Consider the following 16,449-nt stretch of genomic DNA (forward strand, 5'->3'; position numbering starts at 1 on the left):
GCCTCTAGATCCTTTGTTCATAACGACTTGAAACAGTCAGCTATGAATTGAGAAGTATCATTGGAGTGTCATGCACCGTGACACTGAAAGTAAGTTTTCGATGATTGGCTCTATCATCACTCCAGATAATCTGGTACCCTTTCAGGTGAGTTTTACCTCCAGAAATTCTATATGAGCCATAAGAATTTCTGACTTCTTTCATCCACATTATAGCTAAATCATAGCCTCTTGTCAAATAAAAGCAAACAATTGTTCTCTAAATTCAAACAAGATATCTATTCCCACTGAACAGAAAAAAGATTCACCAATTTTACCTTTGAACCTTTTTTCATTTATGCTTTTATCAAGCAATTTTTTTATATGGTTACATCGAACCTTTAAAAACATCTTTATTCTTAGCAAAATAATCAACACCAGAGTAAATGGTGAAAATCAAGCAGGCATATAGCATGATTTGATCTAGTGGTAGGTGGAGTGCTGAAAATGGAATGTTGTTAATGAATAGTAAAATAATTGCAACCATTTGGGTAGCTGTTTTTACTTTTCCTGGCCAAGCTGCTGCCATTACTTCGCCATGTTCGACTAATAACAACCGTAAACCAGTTACTGCCAATTCACGACAAACAATAATTGCTACAATCCAAGCAGGTACTTTGCCTTGACCAACTAAGACGATAAAGGCGGTCATCACTAGCATTTTGTCCGCTAATGGGTCCGCAAATTTTCCGAAGTTCGTCACCAAGCCTTGTGCACGGGCAATTTTGCCATCCAACCAGTCTGTAAAACTAGCAACTGCAAAAATAATCGCGCCCACTAATTGGGTAACGGCTAACGTTGTGTCGCCAAAACTAATCGTTCCCCAGTCCATCGGCACCGACACAATAATAATAAAAATCGGAATCATAAATATTCTTAAAACTGTTAATTTATTTGGTAAATTCACTTCAATTGCCCCTTCCTTCTCCTGTTCTATTTTACGTTATCTTGCTGGCAGTGTCACGAAAAAAAGAAAAGAATCTGGAATAATTGCCGTTTGACCGTTTATCCAGATTCTTCTTACACCATTTCTAACGATACGTAATCCCTAATGTAACATCCTTACGAATTAAAACTGGCGTTTTTTCCAGTGTTAAATCGGCGCCATCGACTTGAATGGCGACGTTATTTGAGGCGCCTAAAATCAGTGTTGCATTGGCGGCATTCGCAGGTAAAGCTGTTGTTTCTGTTTCTCCTGCTTGCAGGGTGTGTTGGTAGGTGTAGTTGCCATCGACCATCACGCCAATCCAGCAAGAGCCTTCAGTCCCTTTAAAGGTAATGTTGATTGGACTATTCGCATCTTTAACCGTTGCAGTCACTTGATTGTTAGCATCGCTCACCACAGCCACAGCTGTTTTCTTCTCTGGTTCGCTTGAAGAAGACGGCGGTGTACTACTTTGTGTGCTACTTTCTGGGGCTTGACTTGATTCTTTGGGTTTTTCCACACTGGCACTAGTTGCCGGTGTTTGAATAATCGGTTCGGCTTTTTGATCTTGCCACATAATATACAGCACTACGACCGCAATGGCTAAACCAATTAACGAAAAGGCAATGGCCGGTAAGTTCCGCAGTAACCAACTGGATTGCTTTTCTTCGTCATGCAATTGCTTACGTGACCCTTCAAGCTCTTCATACACTGGCTTGGGTTCTTCGACAATTGCTGGTTCTTTGCCATCATAGATATCTACCAATTGATTGCCATCTAAGCCGACCGCACTTGCATATTGGCGGATAAACGCCCGCACATAAAAGGTGCCTGGTAAGGACTCAAAATCGTTTTGTTCAATAATTTCTAAATATCTTTTTTGAATTTTTGTCATTTGTTGCAGTTCATCAATTGAGATGTTCTTCTGCAATCTTGCTTCTTTTAGTGTTTCTCCAATATTTACGCTGGCCACTCGTCCATCTTCTCCAGTCTATTTTGTTAATTTATCGATTGTCTCATCAGTCTTTTTCAATTGCCAAGGAAAACATTCCCGTCCTTTAAGAATACCACAAAAGAAGCCAACTGAGGATAACAAAATTGAAAGATTTCAAAGATTTTTCTTTTTCTTAAACAGTTGGTTTATTGCTCGGTTTCTCCTTTAGGATACATGTAGAAACGGCTCAATCCTTCTTCACGAATCAAGGTCTCTGCTACTTGGCGGACGTCGGCTAATTGAATGCTTTCAATGACTTCAATCTTATCAAACAGCGTGGTTTCCCCAAACAATGATTGTGAAAATTGGTTGGCGATATACTCTAAAGAGTTTAAGGATTGGAAATATTTACCAATCATTTTTTTCTTCAATAAGGACAAATTTTCTTCCGTTAATTCTGGACTTGTTGTGGCAGATAATAAAATAGCTTCAATTCGTTCTGCTAAAACTTCTGGTTGCTCACTATCGCCGCCAATATCCGCAAAATGGAAACTGCGATCTAAATTAAAGTCATAACTAAAACTATCATCTAACAAGCCTTCATCATAAAGAGCCAAATAGTTTTGAGAGGTATTACCAAACAATAATTGTAACAACAAGTTCACGGTGACTTGATATTTCATTAAGTCACGACCCGTTGTTGGCACTTCATCTAAGCCTTTCAAACCAACAAGCACTTTTGCCCGTGTGACTGCCATTTCAATGGCGCTCTCTTTGACAATGTCAGCAGCTGTTTCTTCAGGAAAATGCCGACGAATAGGTTGGGCGGCAGGAAACTCTTTCGCCGCTTGGTTTTCACGAATGAAGGCCATTAACGCTTCAGGGTCCATTTTCCCTACTACGAATAAGGTCATATTACTTGGATGATAAAACGTATTGTAGCATGTATACAAATCTTCTGCGGTAATCTCCGCAATACTTGCCACTGTACCGGCAATATCAATATGCAATGGATGTTTCGGATAAAGGTTGCCTAAAATGCCAAAGAACAAGCGCCAGTTAGGATCATCTAAATACATTTGAATTTCTTGTCCAATGATGCCTTTTTCTTTTTCGACCGTTTCCTTCGTAAAATACGGCGATTGCACAAAATCAAGCAACGTTTCTAGATTTTGTGTCACTTGATCCGTCGTTGAAAACAAATAACTCGTTTTCGTAAAACTGGTAAAGGCATTCGCTGAAGCCCCTTGTTGCCCAAATTTTTGGAAGACATCGCCATCTTCTTTTTCAAACATTTTATGTTCTAAAAAGTGGGCGATTCCGTCAGGCACTTCAATCATTTCCTCTTGACCAATTGGCACGAACGTATTGTCGATGGAACCATAATCGGTCGTAAACAAACCATACGTTTTTTGGAAATCATTTTTCGGCAATAGGTAAACTTTTAAACCATTCGCCAGTGTTTCTGTATACAATGTTTCTTTAATTTGTGCATAGTCTTTTTTAATCATTTTCTGTTTCTCCTTCCAAAAAGAAGATCGCTTGAAGTTCCAAGCGTTTGGCCACTTCTTGGATTTCTGAAATGGTCACGGCATTAATCCGCGCAATCCATTCCTCCGCCGTCAGCATCGTCTGCGGCATTAATTCGTTCAAGTATTCTTTTTCCAACCACGCGCCTGCATTATCTAACGCTAAGATATACTGATTTTTTAACATTGCTTTCGTTTGTTCAATTTCTAATTCGCTAATCTTACCTAAGCGAATATTTTCCAATTCTGTCGAAATCAAACGCAAGACCTGATTCCGATTTTTGCCATCGATTCCTGTTTGAACCGTCATGAAGCCACGGAAAGTGTCGATACTACTAGAAGCATAATACGCTAAATGCTCTTTCTCACGGACATTCATAAATAATTTAGAATGCGGGAAACCGCCAAAAATCCCATTAAACACTTGCAACGCAAAATAATAGCTATCGCCATAATAAATATCCGTGTTGTAAGCCAAGTTTAATTTTGATTGGGCTAACACCTCACGCTCGGTCCGCTCTTCAATCACATTGCGAATTGGTTGATTGTAGAAAATCGCGGCTTTGCCTTCTTCACGAGGCGTAAACGGTAATTGCTTGAATAACGGCACTAGCTCCGCCTCATTGACATCACCTAAAACAAAAATATCCACTTGATCTTCCGCCAGCATTTTTTGATAATATGCCGCTAATGACGCCGCAGTTTCCTCAGCTAACGCCGCAACGGTCCCGAAACTAGGGATTTTTTGATCCTCCGATTGATTGAAATAGACACTTTGAAGCGCCAAAGAAGCATAGGTTTGCTTATCCTCCACAATACTTTCCAAGTACGCTTTCAAATTCTCTTTCTCCCGTTGGAAGGTTTCCGCCTCAAATTGACCTGCTTGAATATTGGGGGCAAAAATAATTTCCTTCAAAAAGTCCACCGCTTCGGCGAGAACCTGACTATCCTGTAAATAATGATCATTGACAATGTTCATAGAAATATTAAACCAATGTTGATTGCCTTTTTTGGAAACGCCAATCCCAAAGCTGGCGCCGTAAAGTTCCGCCAAACGCTCACTTAACTTGACTTGATTCGGGTAATTCAAGCTGTTGGTTTCCATCAAACTGGACAACAGCGTTCTTTTTGTAATGGTTTCATGATTTAATCGTGTATTAAAGCGGACTAAAAGACGCACCGTTTTATATTTTTCTGTAGGAATGACGTGTAAATTCACGCCTTTAACTAATTGAACAGACATTGCCGCATCGCTCCTTCATTTGCTTCATCTTACCTAAAGAATGCTGTGAAATATATGTATCGCGTAAATTCTAAAGCATTTTTTAATGTTTTTTCCAATAGCTCCATTATAACACAGCTTCAGGTGCTTTCTGAATGATAAGAGTTTTTCAGTTCAAATTTTCAAGAAGATTCGGTATACTGTTTTTAAAGTGAGGAGGGAAAAAAGAATGATTAAAGAATTTAAAGAGTTTATCATGCGCGGGAGTGTCTTAGACCTAGCCGTTGGTGTTGTCATTGGTAGTGCGTTTACAGCGATTGTGACACAAGTGGTGGAAGGCTTGATTACCCCGTTAATTAGTCTGATTTTTGTCTTGACGACTGGGAAAAAGAGTGCCGACGATGCATTGGGTGCCCTTGTTTATAAAGTCGAAGGCGTTGAATTCAATATTGGTAGCGTGATTAGTGCACTTATTACATTTTTAATTACGGCCTTCGTCCTCTTCTTGATTGTCAAAGCGGCCAACAAAATGAAAAACCGCGGCAAAAAAGAAGAAGCGGCAGAAGAAGAAGTGGTACCAACGAGCGAAGATTACTTAAAAGAAATTCGCGACTTGCTAGCGGCGCAAACACCGCCTGCTGAAACTGTCAAAACAGACAGCACCGTCACAGAGAAATAAGCAAAAAGTCATCCTGAGGGGATGACTTTTTTGTTTGGACTTAGATTGATGGTCCTGCGACGAGGTTCCAAGTGATATTGCCTGTGTAGTTCCCAGCTTTGATTTGTTGATAAGGGGTTGTGATATTTAACGTTGAGTTAGTCATGTAAGAATTCCACATTCCTTGCCCTTTTCCACTCACTGCATTTCCGACTAATGCAGCACCACCACCAATTATAATACTACTGGTATCTAAAAACTCAGGGGCAACTGGACTACTATTGAAACTACCTACAGATTCTACTTTAAATCTATTATCTACCTCATCATAATATGCTACATAACCTGTTTGGTTAAAAGAAACGGCACCTGTTAATTTATCTTCCCCATTTGCCATTTCAAGAATCGTTGCGGTAATATGCCAGCCTTCCTTCGTTCCTCTTAAATCCCCAACCGCATAATTAGCATAAGATGATGACTTAATAGAAGATAAATCAGCAGAGATAGCCGTTCTAGCAAATGAAATACTTCTGGGGATATAAAGCAAATCAAAATCACTGTTTAACGTGTTAGGATCTGGATCTATTGCACCAGCGTAGTTCCCTTCTGGCAACACTCCCCCATCAAACCACACAGATACAGGCGTATTCCCTGTCGTCACCGCCTGTGCCGAAAGTGGTGCCAAACTTGCGCCAACTACGGCACTACCAACCAATAAACTTGCCATTATTTTCTTTTTCATATGTACATCTCCTTTAACATCTTGAATTCCCAGTGCGCCCTAGTTGTTTCTTTGTCGCTGCTGAAGCTATGGCTTTATTATACAAGATTCCTCCTTGTCTGTAATTTTAAATATTGAACAGTTCTTATCAAAAAACAACATTTCCTTTAAAAGCAACGTTTCCCCTTAGTTTAAAGGCTTTTTTTCAACACTGATTGATATTTTCGGCTGTTATTTAATGGTTTTTCCGAAAAAATGCTTTAATAAACAACGAGAAAACGTCACAAAGTAGAGGTTAAACTCTAACTTTGTGACGTTTTCTCCTAAAATCTTATACATTTATTCGCAGATGCAGCGAAAAAACCGTAATTTTTTATTTAATGACAGCCGTTTTTATATTTGTTCGTCACTAAGACTTACAATTTACGGCGACGGGCGAATTCCACAAACTTAAATTTGTTTAAGCGGTGACGAGATTCCGTATAGCCAAAACAACGGGTGTCTTCCAAGTTCATGATACTACGGACCACGACGACATGATTGCCTTCCACTTCACCAATCAGCTGCTTGTCCATCTCTGTGAGCGGTTCCACGGTAATTTCTTTCTGGGCATAACTAATCGCCAAGCCAAGGTCGTTTTCCAGATAATCGAAAATCGAATCTTCGGCACGGTGCTTCGGCAGTTCTGGGACAATCTCTTTAATCAAGTAATCAATGTCTAAAATATCGACTTCCCCTTCAATCTCCCGTTGCCGAACTAAGCGCCACACAGGGGCCCCTTCCCTCCAACCAGTCAACTGAGCCAAGTTGCGCTCCACAGGAATTTCTTCTAAGGAAACCACATGCGTATGACTTTCAATATGTTGCGTTTGTTGTAACTCCTTGTAACTGGTCACCCCTGAAATAGGAAAATTAAACTTTTTAAAGTTGAGCACAATCGAGCCTTTGCCTTGTTTTTTCTGAATGTAGCCAGCGTTAATCAGTAAATTCAAGGCTTTCCGAATTGTTTCACGGGAAACATTGTAGGTTTCCACTAATTGATTTTCACTAGGTAATAAATCGCCTGGCTGATAGTCGCCTTGGACAATTTGTTGTTCTAATTCTAAAAATATGTCATGAAACTTGTTCATGCCGATCCTCCTCTACCAACAATTTCTTTTCTAAAAGCATAGCATATTCCCTCCGAAAAACCTAGAGCTGGTCAGAAAAATCCCCCGCACTTTCTGCCTTGCTTACGCCACAAACTCCCCCAGCCAAACCACTACTTGACCGCCTTTTTTTCGGACCCAGCGCAGTCGATTGCTGCCCCCTTCTGGAAAAGTTTTCCCAAGAATCTAGGGAAAATCCTTGTAATTCTGATTCGTTCATACTATACTGTAGTCAAACGAAACATGTCTATACAAGTTCACAAGGAGGCGCCAAACATGACCATTTTAGAATTAACATTCGCAACGAACCAACTAACGACGACTTTTTTTAACCATAAATTGGAACCGCTTCATCAAAAAACGTTCCCTTTTGAAGCTTTGACTATCGAAGAAACGGTTCCTGAACTGTGCCAATTGATTGTGGCAGAGGCTGCGCCGATTCAGGGGGGGATTGTGGCTGATTTCCCAGAGGACTTCTTTTCGCCAGAGGAAACGTTGGCGCTGGTTCCGCAAGCGGTGATTCAAGCATTCGCGGAACAGTTGAACACGCCACTTTTAACGGCAGCCGAACAAGCGGCGGCACCGAATCTGCTGGCAGCATTTGAAGAAAAACGGCAGTATCTGGCTTGGCATTTAGATTATTATGGCTACGTGCCTGGGAAAAATGAATATGCGGTGGAGTCCCTGTTAACTGTCGGCAATGGCTTTTTAGGCTTGCGCGGCACGACACCTGAGATGACGATTTCTGATGATCATTATCCAGCAACCTACATTGCGGGACTTTATAATACAGCGGCTTCGGAAGTTGCGGGTCAAGTAGTGGAAAATGAAGATTTCGTCAATGCTCCTGACAACCAACACATCGCTTTAAAAATTGGCGATGCCACTGACTGGTTAACGATTTCCCCAGACACGCTACAACAATTACACCGTCAATTGAACTTGAAAACGGGATTGTTTGTCGCAGAAATGATTTTGAAAGATGCGGACAATCAGCAAATTAAATTAACGACGAAAAAAATCGCCAATATGGCACAGCCGAATGACTATCATCTGCAATATACGTTTGAGCCGTTAAACTTTTCAGCCCCAATTACTTTGAAAACCGTCACTGATGGCAGTGTCTACAACTATAACGTGGCGCGGTATCGTAACTTAACGGCGAAACATTTTCAGGTGACAGCATTAAGCGCGCAGGAAAACAAAACCGTGATTGAGGTTTGTACCAATCAATCTAACTTAAGCGTCCGAGAAACGGCCTTGATAACCGGTGATTTTTTTGAAAAAGAAGCCATTATGATTCAAGAAGAAGCGGAAAAAATCGCCCAAGTGGTGACCGTGATGGCGCACCAAGGAACGCGCTATACGCTAGAAAAACAAGTCTTTGTGCAAGCCAGCCACGCCGAACAAAGTTGGCAAGTACCGTTTACGCCGAAGGACTCTTTTGCGGCCGCCGCTCAGGAAAGCGCCCGCGCTTGGCAAACCCTTTGGCAACAAGCCAACATTACCGTGACAGGCGATTTGATGTCTCAAAAACTTTTACGGATTCACAGTTATCACTTGCTGGCTTCGGCTTCGCCTTTTAGTAACCAAGCCCAAGCATTGGACGTCTCGATTACCGCCCGAGGCTTGCATGGTGAAGCGTATCGTGGACATATTTTCTGGGATGAAATTTTTATTTTACCTTTTTATATTCAACATTATCCTGACACAGCGAAACAATTGTTGCTGTATCGCTACCACCGATTAGAGAAGGCGAAGGAAAATGCGGCGGCCAGCCAGTATCGTGGCGCAATGTATCCGTGGCAATCAGGACGTGATGGGCGTGAAACCACGCAAAAACTTCACTTAAATCCGTTGAATGGACATTGGGGCGAGGATCATAGTATTTTGCAACGGCATGTTTCCTTGGCGATTGCTTACAATGCTTGGTTGTATTGGCATAGTACACAGGATCATGAATTTATGAAACAATATGGCGGCGAAATGTTGTTAGAAATCGCTCAATTTTGGAACAGCGCTGCGACGTTAGATGACGCAACAGGACGGTTCTTTATTGATAAAGTGATGGGACCTGATGAGTTTCACGAGGGCTATCCAGACCAAGCGGAAAGCGGCTTGAAAAACAACGCCTATACGAATTTGATGGTGGTTTGGCTATTCGAAGAATTAACCAACATTTTGGCACTTTTCTCTGAGGAAGAACAGGCACAACTTTTTGCCAAAACGCAGACCTCTTCGGCTGATCTAGCCCGCATGCAGCAAATTCAAAATTCACTGGAAATTGAAGTTAATTCTGACGGTATTATTGCGCAATATGAAGGGTATTTCGGCTTAAAAGAGATTGACTGGGCGGCGATGAAAGAGAAATACGGCAATATTTACCGCATGGATCGAATTTTAAAAGCCGAAGGAGAATCTCCCGATGATTACAAAGTGGCGAAACAAGCCGACACGTTAATGTTGTTCTACAACTTAGACAAAACTCGGGTGGATCAAATTTTAGAAGATTTAGGGTATCAATTGCCTGCGGATTATTTGGAAAAAAATCTTTTATATTATCTAAAACGGACGTCTCATGGTTCGACTTTGTCACGAATTGTTCATGCCCAATTGGCAGAAATGGCGCAATTCCATGAGCTATCTTGGCAACTTTATCAAGAAGCGTTGTATTCCGATTATCGTGACATTCAAGGTGGCACGACCGCTGAAGGGATTCATACAGGGGTCATGGCTGCGACGATCCACGTTACTTTAGCGACGTATGCAGGCGTTGACACGCGCCAGAACGAGTTATCAATTTGTCCAAACTTACCTGAACATTGGCAAGCGCTGGCCTTCCAGTTTATTCATCAAGGCGTGACGTATCAATTTTCATTAACACAAACCAGTGTCACGATTACAGCAGATAAAGACACACAATTATTGGTTCAGGGCGCGTTGATTCCGTTAACCGCCGAACGACCAAAAGAAGTACATTATCAATAAAGGAGCGAACCACAATGACGATTGGATTTATTTTTGATTTGGATGGTGTCATTACAGACACCGCCAAATTTCATTATCAAGCTTGGAAAGCATTGGCCGATTCGCTAGGTATTCCCATTGACGAAACCTTCAACGAAACATTAAAAGGCATTAGTCGGATGGATTCCTTGGACCGCATTTTAGCCCAGGGCCACCGTGAAAATGCGTTTACTCCAGCAGAAAAAGAAGCCTTAGCTCAGCAAAAAAATGACCACTACGTTCAATTATTAGAACATTTAACGACAGAAGATGTTTTACCTGGTGTCGTGCCATTGCTACAGCAAGCCCAAGCACGTCACATTCCCTGTGCCGTGGCTTCGGCTTCAAAAAACGCGCCCCTGATTTTGGAAAAATTAGGCGTGCGCGCGTACTTCGCCACAATTGTCGATCCCGACTCGTTAAGCAAAGGCAAACCTGATCCTGAAATCTTTTTAGCCGCCGCTGACAGTATTGGCGTGCTACCGCAAAACGCCATTGGCTTTGAGGATGCACAATCAGGCATTGACGGCTTGAAAGCCGCGGGCATCTATGCCGTCGGCTTGTCGGCCAGCCAACCCTTAATCGGAGCCGACATGCAAGTCTCTGAAATGACTGAACTAAGCGTTGATGCACTGCTCAATCGCTAAAGAAGGACAAGAACCTTTAGCAGCAGGCACCTCTTTTCATCTACATTGTATCTATGCTAGAATGTAGATGAAAAGAGAGAGATGCGTCAACATACCTCTCTGATGTAGAGCCGTTTGAGACGGTGACCTTTTGGATTAATTAAAAATAACCGTACTTGATCAAAGTTGACGGTTATTTTTTATTGTCATTTTTAACAGCTTTTATAATTTCACGGATTAACGCTAAATTTATTCGTACTTTTCGGGAAAATGTGCTATAATGAAAACGAAAAGAGAGATATGCGTCAACATACCTCTCTGATGTAGAGCCGTTTAAGACGGTGACCGATTTTGTTACAAAAAATAACCGTACTCGATCAAAGTAAACGGTTATTTTTTATTGTCATTTTTAAGCAATTTCACAATCAGCGCAATCAAAGCAATGGTAAACATACCAAACCCTAGGATCGTCTGAATTGTTTCATATGCTGACAACAGGCCTCTCCTTTCTGTAAATTTTGGAAGTACGCTCATACGCACCACCTCACCGAAAGAGGAAAGTCTCTGCTCATACGCTTCTCACTTTGTTGCGATGCTCGTCGCAAAGCGCATGTTCCTTTGCGCTTGCCTCCGCCTTAACTTCTCTACACTTAGATTATACCATGTGAAACTAAAAAATAATTAGTTTCAAATATATTTTTTTAGGGAATTGTGCTATAATGAAAATGAAAAGAGAGATATGCTTCAACATACCTCTCTGATGTAGAGCCGTTTAAGACGGTGACCGATTGTATTATTTAAAAATAACCGTACTGGTCAAAGTAGACGGTTATTTTTTATTGTCATTTTTAAGCAATTTCACAATCAGTGCAATCAAAGCAATGGTAAACATACCAAACCCTAGGATCGTCTGAATTGTTTCATATGCTGACAAAAGGCCTCTCCTTTCCGTAAATTTTGGAAGTACGCTCATACGCACCACCTCACCGAAAGAGGAAAGTCTCTGCTCATACGCTTCTCACTTTGTTGCGATGCTCGTCGCAAAGCGCATGTTCCTTTGCGCTTGCCTCCGCCTTAACTACTCTACACTTATCGTATATCATGAATGCCTAATAAATATTCAGGTTACAATATATTTTTAGATAAAATGATTTAGAGAAAAACCCGCCCACATCAGAAAAATGATGTGGGCGGTTTTTTGTAATTATTTATTTTTTGTTTCAAATAACGGACTAACTGGTTTGTTTTCGTGGATACGTTTAATCGCATCTCCGATTAATTCACCAACGCTGACTTCGTCAATTTTAGCAATTTTACGATCATCAGATAGGTAAATAGAGTCTGTTACAACTAAGCGTTCAATTGCTGAATCTTCAATACGTTGTAAGGCTGGTCCTGATAAAACGGGATGTGTACAAGAAGCGTAAACGTCTTTTGCTCCGGCTTCTTTCAATGCGTTTGCAGCAAGAGAAATTGTCCCCGCTGTGTCAATCATGTCATCAATTAAGACACATGTTTTGCCTTCCACATGACCAATGATATTCATTACTTCTGCTACGTTCGCTTTTGGACGACGTTTGTCAATGATCGCAATTGGTGCTTTTAAGAATTCTGCCAATTTACGCGCACGCGTTACACCACCATGGTCAGGGGAAACAACAACGACGTCATCGCCTTGAATGCCGTGTTCGATGAAGTAATCGGCAATTAATGGTGCACCCATCAAATGATCCACTGGAATATCAAAGAATCCTTGAATTTGGACCGCATGTAAGTCCAATGTCAACATTCTTGTTGCACCAGCTTTTTCAATCATGTTTGCAACAAGTTTAGCAGTGATTGGTTCCCGGGCACGTGCTTTACGGTCTTGACGTGCATACCCATAATAAGGCATAACCACGTTAATTGTTTTAGCACTCGCACGTTTTAACGCATCAATCATGATTAATAGTTCCATTAAGTTATCGTTAACAGGGCTACTTGTTGATTGAATGACGTAAACATGTGCACCACGAATACTTTCTTCAATATTCACTTGAATTTCGCCATCACTAAATTGTGTTACAGAGCACTTTCCTAGCTCCACACCCACAGCATCCGCAATTTTTTCTGCTAAGGGACGATTAGAGTTCAAAGAAAAGATTTTCAATCTTGGATCAAAATAATGTTTCGACATTAGAACCTCCACTTTCTATTTCAGCCAATTCGTTAAAACTGAACAATACTTTCCTTCTAAAATAATAGTAGTCCTAGCCAAATAAATCAAGAGATTTTCTGTATTTCATACAAGATATTCATCAAAAGTCGCTTTCTTCTAACTATTTTATCGTATTTGTCTAAAAAATGAGGATTATTTGAATAAAGAAAGGTACTCGCCATAGCCTTCTTTTTCTAAATCTGCCACTGGCACAAATCTCAAAGCTGCCGCATTAATGCAATAACGTAAGCCGCCTTCTTGGAGTGGGCCATCAGTGAAAACATGCCCTAAATGTGAATCCGCTTCTTGACTGCGAACTTCTACTCGGTGCATGCCGTGACTAAAATCAGCTTTTTCTTTGACGCCACGTTTTTCAATTGGTTTGGTAAAGGATGGCCAGCCGCAACCAGCATCGTATTTGTCCAGGGAGCTAAACAACGGTTCGCCACTAACAATGTCTACATAGATTCCGTCTTGGTAAAAGTCATCATATTCTCCTGAAAAAGGGCGTTCTGTTGCGTTTTCTTGTGTGACGGCATATTGAAGATCCGTCAAGGTTTGTTTTAATTCTTCTTCTGTTGGTTTTGTCATTCTGTCCACTCCTTTTCTTCTGTTCAATTTATTGGGTTCAATGATACCACGTTTGCCAAACAGGCACCTAATAGTTTGCATAGTAAAAGACAGTCCTTTCTCTTTTTGACGAATGAAAAGGACTGTCTTTTATTAGTTGAATTCTTTTAGTAGTCGGGCTACTTTGGCAATTGGTAAACCCATAATGGCGTAATAATCGCCGGCGATTGCTTCAATTAGTAATGCTCCTTGTCCTTGGATACCATAAGCGCCTGCTTTGTCGGCATATTCTGCGGTATCTAAGTAAGCATGGATTTCCGTGTCTGTCAGTGGATAAAACGTCACGGTTGAATGAACTGTCGCGGAACGCTCTTTTTCCCCTTGTTTCAACGTCACACTTGTATACACGTCATGTGTTTTGCCACTTAGGAGGCGCAACATGCGATAACCGTCTTCCCGAGAAGTGGGTTTGCCGAGGATTTCTCCCGCCAATGCCACAATTGTATCGCAGCCAATGACTAGTGCTTCGGGGGATTGTTCTGCTATAGCCGCTGCTTTTTGGGCAGCCATTTGCGCCACATATTCTGCTGGTAAGCCGTCTTTGCCAACAGTTTCATCGATGTCGGCTGGTGCAATCGTAAAAGTTGGGACCACACGCTTTAATAACTCCTGACGGCGAGGAGATTGGGATGCTAAAATAATTTGCATAAAATGATGACGCCTCGTTTCTTTTTAATGGGGGTCTTGAATGCGTTTAAACATTCGTTCCATATCTGAATTCGTAAAATGAATCAGCACCGGACGTCCATGCGGACAATTAAACGGATTTTCGCACAAGGCTAAATCTTTTAATAGCACGCGTGCTTGTTGCTCATTGAGGTAATGATTGGCTTTGATGGATCGCTTACAGCTCATCATAATGGCAGTTGCTTCACGGAATTTTTTCACGCTGACCGAGCCAGTTGTTAGCAACATGTCAATCATCTCGCGAACAATGCTTTCCTCTTCGCCTGCAGGATACCAAGTTGGGTGCGCCCGCACAATGAAACTATTTTGTCCAAAGTCTTCCAAATGGATGCCGACTTCCGCAAGGGTTTCTTTCTGCTCTTTAATTTTCAAGGCATCGCTATTTGGATAATCAATAACGATTGGTACCAATAGTTCTTGTAAATCATCACTGACTTCGCCAATTTTTTCACGGAAGTACTCGTATTTAATTCGTTCTTGGGCAGCGTGTTGGTCGATAATAAACAGGCCATCTTTGCTTTGTGCGAATAAATAAGTTCCGTGCATTTGACCGAAGTATTCTAGCTCAGGAAAACGTTCTGTCGGTCGTTCTTCTTCCAACTTATTCAGGGCTTGTTTCAGTTCTCTTTGACTCGCAGCGCTATTGGCATCGAATTCTGGGTGAAGTTTCATTTCTTCTTGGAAAACCTCGTCAGCAGCCTCTGATGAACGCAGAGAAGGTTCTGAATCAGATACTTCAGTTATTCTCGTTTCTTCGGCTATTATCTGTTGCTCATTACTAGCTGTTTCCCAATGATTTTCGGAATCAACAGCTGCCGAAGAGGTTTCGTAAGCTGACGTTTCTTCCGCTACACTCGTTGATTCTGGCACTGGCGGCGCAAATGGGTCGTCCATTGGGTCCACTGCTCTTTCTGTCTGGTTGACAGCTTCAGGGGCGCTTGAGACTGGTGTTTCGTCTGTCGCATGTTCCGCATAGAAGCGACCCGTTGCGGGATTATAGCTTAAGCTGCCCGGTCGTTGTTTTACCGCAGGTTGTTCAGTCGATAGAGGAATTTCCATTTGTTCGGCTTTAGGTTCTGGCGGTAGTTTCTTTTTAAAACGCAAATTGTCTGCCGCATTGGGAATCAACTGTTCTTGGCTCAACACTTCTTGAATCGCCTGTTCAATTAATGCCATTAAATCTTTTTCTTTACTTAAACGAACTTCTTGCTTAGTAGGATGGACATTGACATCGACTAACAGCGGATCCATTTCAATTTCTAACACAGCAATTGGAAAACGCCCCACCATTAGTTTCGAACCATAGCCGGCTACAATTGCTTTATTTAACGCGAAATTTTTAATATAACGACCATTGATAATCGTTGATAAATAGTTACGGCTGGCCCGTGTGACTTCTGGCAATGAAACATACCCTGTCAAAGTAAAATCAAGGTCTTTTCCTTCAATTTTCAACATTTTCTTTGCGGTGCTAATGCCATAAATTCCCGCAATCGTTTGTTTTAAATCGCCATTGCCTGTTGTACTCATCATTTTGTGGCCGTCATGAACTAAGCGAAAAGCGACTTTAGGGTGGCTTAACGCCAGACGATTGACAATGTCACCAATATTGGCCAATTCCGTTTGGATCGTTTTGACGTATTTCAAACGAGCGGGCGTATTATAAAATAAATTAGAAACGGTCATTTTTGTGCCTTTACGGAGGGCTGCTGGTCGGTTTTCTTCGACCTTGCCCCCTTTTAGAATCACATAGCTGCCTTCTTCTTCCTCAGCTGTGGCAGTTTCGACAATCATTTCAGAAACTGAGGCAATACTTGGTAAGGCTTCGCCTCGGAACCCCAAGCTGCGAATTCGGAACAAATCATCTCTTGTATGAATTTTGCTTGTGGCATGGCGTTTGAAGGCATTCAGTACATCTTCTTTGGCAATTCCTTCACCATTATCAATAATTTGAATGGTTTTCAAGCCAGCTTCTTCAATAAAAATATCAATTTGGGTGCTTCCTGCATCCAGTGCATTTTCCACCAATTCTTTGACGACAGAAGCGGGACGTTCAACAACTTCACCAGCAGCAATCTGGTTGGCTAGTTGTTCGGATAGTTCTTGAATTTTCCCCATTTCACGACCTCC

At 41.5% G+C, this 16,449-nt stretch carries 15 protein-coding genes; 3 read left to right on the forward strand and 12 right to left on the reverse strand.

Going from position 1 to position 16,449, the window contains the following annotated elements:
* Nucleotides 1-364: 364 nt before the first annotated feature.
* The 4 genes from pgsA to yfmF form a co-directional block, all read right to left on the reverse strand.
* Nucleotides 365-943 (reverse strand): CDP-diacylglycerol--glycerol-3-phosphate 3-phosphatidyltransferase, encoded by a 579-nt coding sequence (gene pgsA, locus IGL42_RS12290; protein ID WP_002365382.1) that lies wholly within the window; start codon nucleotides 941-943, stop codon nucleotides 365-367.
* A 124-nt stretch (nucleotides 944-1,067) separates the two neighbouring features.
* The gene (locus IGL42_RS12295) at nucleotides 1,068-1,934 is read right to left on the reverse strand and encodes a RodZ domain-containing protein (protein WP_002360992.1); all 867 of its coding nucleotides are present in this window, start codon (nucleotides 1,932-1,934) and stop codon (nucleotides 1,068-1,070) included.
* A 167-nt stretch (nucleotides 1,935-2,101) separates the two neighbouring features.
* Nucleotides 2,102-3,406 (reverse strand): EF-P 5-aminopentanol modification-associated protein YfmH, encoded by a 1,305-nt coding sequence (yfmH, locus tag IGL42_RS12300; RefSeq protein ID WP_002354885.1) that lies wholly within the window; start codon nucleotides 3,404-3,406, stop codon nucleotides 2,102-2,104.
* Nucleotides 3,399-4,667: an EF-P 5-aminopentanol modification-associated protein YfmF gene (yfmF, locus tag IGL42_RS12305; RefSeq protein ID WP_002354884.1), complete on the reverse strand. Its 1,269-nt coding sequence runs from the start codon at nucleotides 4,665-4,667 to the stop codon at nucleotides 3,399-3,401. The genes yfmH and yfmF overlap by 8 nt, the downstream gene beginning before the upstream one ends.
* 208 nt (nucleotides 4,668-4,875) lie before the next feature.
* On the opposite strand from yfmF, the gene mscL reads away from it, so the two are divergent.
* On the forward strand, nucleotides 4,876-5,325 hold the full coding sequence (gene mscL / locus IGL42_RS12310) for a large conductance mechanosensitive channel protein MscL (RefSeq protein WP_002359018.1): 450 nt from the start codon (nucleotides 4,876-4,878) through the stop codon (nucleotides 5,323-5,325).
* Between the two features lie 40 nt (nucleotides 5,326-5,365).
* Here the strand turns inward: mscL and IGL42_RS12315 are convergent, their stop codons facing one another.
* Nucleotides 5,366-6,046: a WxL domain-containing protein gene (locus tag IGL42_RS12315; protein ID WP_010710873.1), complete on the reverse strand. Its 681-nt coding sequence runs from the start codon at nucleotides 6,044-6,046 to the stop codon at nucleotides 5,366-5,368.
* Nucleotides 6,047-6,441: 395 nt separating this feature from the next.
* Nucleotides 6,442-7,155, reverse strand: a complete 714-nt coding sequence (gene treR, locus IGL42_RS12320; RefSeq protein ID WP_002367455.1) for a trehalose operon repressor — start codon at nucleotides 7,153-7,155, stop codon at nucleotides 6,442-6,444.
* Between the two features lie 261 nt (nucleotides 7,156-7,416).
* Here treR and IGL42_RS12325 point away from each other — a divergent pair, with 261 nt between their 5' ends.
* On the forward strand, nucleotides 7,417-10,161 hold the full coding sequence (locus IGL42_RS12325) for a glycoside hydrolase family 65 protein (protein WP_185776380.1): 2,745 nt from the start codon (nucleotides 7,417-7,419) through the stop codon (nucleotides 10,159-10,161).
* A 14-nt stretch (nucleotides 10,162-10,175) separates the two neighbouring features.
* On the forward strand, nucleotides 10,176-10,826 hold the full coding sequence (gene pgmB, locus IGL42_RS12330) for a beta-phosphoglucomutase (RefSeq protein ID WP_185776381.1): 651 nt from the start codon (nucleotides 10,176-10,178) through the stop codon (nucleotides 10,824-10,826).
* A gap of 369 nt (nucleotides 10,827-11,195) precedes the next feature.
* Here the strand turns inward: pgmB and pepG1 (IGL42_RS12335) are convergent, their stop codons facing one another.
* The 6 genes from pepG1 (IGL42_RS12335) to mutL form a co-directional block, all read right to left on the reverse strand.
* Nucleotides 11,196-11,339, reverse strand: coding sequence for a type I toxin-antitoxin system toxin PepG1 (pepG1, locus tag IGL42_RS12335; RefSeq protein WP_002392696.1), 144 nt, complete (start codon nucleotides 11,337-11,339; stop codon nucleotides 11,196-11,198).
* Between the two features lie 295 nt (nucleotides 11,340-11,634).
* Nucleotides 11,635-11,778, reverse strand: coding sequence for a type I toxin-antitoxin system toxin PepG1 (gene pepG1 / locus IGL42_RS12340; RefSeq protein ID WP_002392696.1), 144 nt, complete (start codon nucleotides 11,776-11,778; stop codon nucleotides 11,635-11,637).
* A 231-nt stretch (nucleotides 11,779-12,009) separates the two neighbouring features.
* A complete protein-coding gene (locus IGL42_RS12345; protein WP_002381060.1) occupies nucleotides 12,010-12,981 on the reverse strand; it encodes a ribose-phosphate diphosphokinase in 972 nt (323 codons plus the stop codon).
* Between the two features lie 174 nt (nucleotides 12,982-13,155).
* On the reverse strand, nucleotides 13,156-13,593 hold the full coding sequence (msrB, locus tag IGL42_RS12350; RefSeq protein WP_002354871.1) for a peptide-methionine (R)-S-oxide reductase MsrB: 438 nt from the start codon (nucleotides 13,591-13,593) through the stop codon (nucleotides 13,156-13,158).
* Nucleotides 13,594-13,725: 132 nt separating this feature from the next.
* A complete protein-coding gene (locus IGL42_RS12355; RefSeq protein ID WP_002354869.1) occupies nucleotides 13,726-14,280 on the reverse strand; it encodes a Maf family protein in 555 nt (184 codons plus the stop codon).
* A 24-nt stretch (nucleotides 14,281-14,304) separates the two neighbouring features.
* Nucleotides 14,305-16,437: a DNA mismatch repair endonuclease MutL gene (gene mutL, locus IGL42_RS12360; protein WP_010710871.1), complete on the reverse strand. Its 2,133-nt coding sequence runs from the start codon at nucleotides 16,435-16,437 to the stop codon at nucleotides 14,305-14,307.
* Nucleotides 16,438-16,449 lie beyond the last annotated feature (12 nt).

Source organism: Enterococcus sp. DIV0712, assembly GCF_050554855.1.
Classification (GTDB): Bacteria; Bacillota; Bacilli; order Lactobacillales; family Enterococcaceae; genus Enterococcus; species Enterococcus faecalis.